The organism is Herbaspirillum sp. B65, assembly GCF_000333555.1.
Taxonomy (GTDB): domain Bacteria; phylum Pseudomonadota; class Gammaproteobacteria; order Burkholderiales; family Burkholderiaceae_D; genus Herbaspirillum; species Herbaspirillum rubrisubalbicans.
On record NZ_BADI01000919.1, the window covers coordinates 1 to 1,745 of the forward strand.

The 1,745-nt window shown below is 64.6% G+C and carries 2 protein-coding genes; one reads left to right on the forward strand and one right to left on the reverse strand.

The window, feature by feature from the left end; all coding sequences use genetic code 11:
• Positions 1-1,193, reverse strand: a 1,193-nt coding sequence (locus I5W_RS21615) for a calcium-binding protein (RefSeq protein WP_305809664.1), incomplete at its 3' end; no start/stop codon positions are given.
• A 64-nt stretch (positions 1,194-1,257) separates the two neighbouring features.
• On the opposite strand from I5W_RS21615, the gene I5W_RS21620 reads away from it, so the two are divergent.
• Positions 1,258-1,653 carry a hypothetical protein gene (locus tag I5W_RS21620; RefSeq protein WP_044530780.1) on the forward strand — a complete coding sequence of 132 codons (396 nt, stop codon included), beginning with the start codon at positions 1,258-1,260 and terminating at the stop codon, positions 1,651-1,653.
• Positions 1,654-1,745: the final 92 nt, after the last annotated feature.

Sequence of the window (1,745 nt, forward strand, 5' to 3'; positions counted from 1 at the left end):
GCGCCGATCATGGTGTCGGCGCCCTGGCCGCCGTCGAGCAGGTTGTCCTGGCTGTTGCCAGTAATCAGGTTGTCGAGCGTATTGCCGCTGCCATTGAAGTTGCCGCCCTCGGCCAGGTGCAGGTCTTCGACGTGGGTGGCAAGGGTAAGGCTGCAAGAAGCAATAACCGTGTCGTGGCCTTCGTTGGCGTTTTCGGCCACGGTGTCGCCGCTACAGTCGACCAGATAGGTGTCATCGCCCTTTCCGCCTTCCAGGTAGTCGTTGCCGCTGCCACCGTCGAGCAAGTCATTACCCACGCTGCCATAGAGAGAGTCGTTGCCGGCTCCGCCATAGATCAGGTCGTCACCACCGATATCGTTGGTCGCGGCGGCATAGGCGCGCATGTAGTCGCCATAGAGGACGTCATCGCCATCCCCGCCCTGCAGCACATCGTTACCGGCGCCGCCGTAGAGACGGTCATTGCCCTCATCGCCATAGAGCTTGTCGTCGCCCTCGTCGCCATAGAGGCTGTCGTTGCCGATACCGCCCCATAGCTGGTCGTTGCCGAGACCTCCAGAGATACTGTCGTTGCCGGCGCCACCGACGATCTGGTCATCATCGGTCTGGCCCGGTTCCAGTCCCTTGGTCACGCCGGCTCTCAGGTCATTACCGTACAGTTCGTCATCGCCATCGCCACCCCAGATGCGGTCATTGCCCAGGCCGGCAAAAATGCGGTCGGCGCCGGCGCCACCCGAGAGGAGATCGTTACCGTCTCCGCCTATCAACTGGTCGTCGCCGTTCTCACCATAAAGCTGGTCATCCCCTTCCTTTCCCCACAGGAGATCCTTGCCGTCGCCACCCCAGAGGATGTCGTCACCCTTGCTGCCATTGATCACATCGTCACCGCCGCCACCGGCCAATCGCCTGAAAGGCCCGGCCTGGGCGTTGACGCTGGAGTTGGAGGTGCCGAGGTTGGGATCGAGCAGGTCATTGCCATCGGTGCCGATCAGGCAGCCCGGCTGACTGTTGAGCGCCTTGATCTGGTTGGGGGCGAAGTTGATCGTGCGGCCGCCGTTGAGATGAAAAGCGTTGTCATCGTCGCGCAGACTGCGGAAATTGCTGTCCGGGATGGCCGGCTCCTCCGGTGCCGGCACATAGACTGCAGCGAGCGGCGCGACGTAGAGCGACGGCGCCGCCACAGGAGGGGCACTCACAGGCGAACTGGCCGGCGTCACCGCAAGGGAGACGGCAGGAGCAACGGCAGGCACTGGGGCAGAAATGGGGGCAGGCTCGGGAGGGACCACGGGCGTCACGGCAGGCGCTGGCTTCGGTACCGGCACCGAAGCGAAGCCCGGCACGTCCTTGGATGGCACCAGCGAAGACACCGGCACCGGTACGCAATCCGACAAGGTGATTTTCACGTCAGGTGGAAAGGCCTCGGCCAGCGGCACCAGGTCGGTGCTCCAGCAGGGCGCCTGGTACGGCGTTGGGGATGGGCAGGGTGTAGCAGGTGTCGACGGTGGGCAGGGCACGGACTGCGACGGCGTGGCAGCAACCGCAGGCGTGAGACTCGGCAGTGCCGGCAATATCGGCTGCGGACCAGGCGTGACTGTCGCCGAGGATGCCGACGCGGCGGCCGCTGGCGCGCTTGAGAGTAACTGCGGCACGCCCTGATCCAGAGATGCAAGGCCATCCACGCGCGCGGCTTGCTCGCTCACGGTGGCGGCAAGCAAGTCTTGTGCTGCGGTGTGCTGGCTCACGACCGC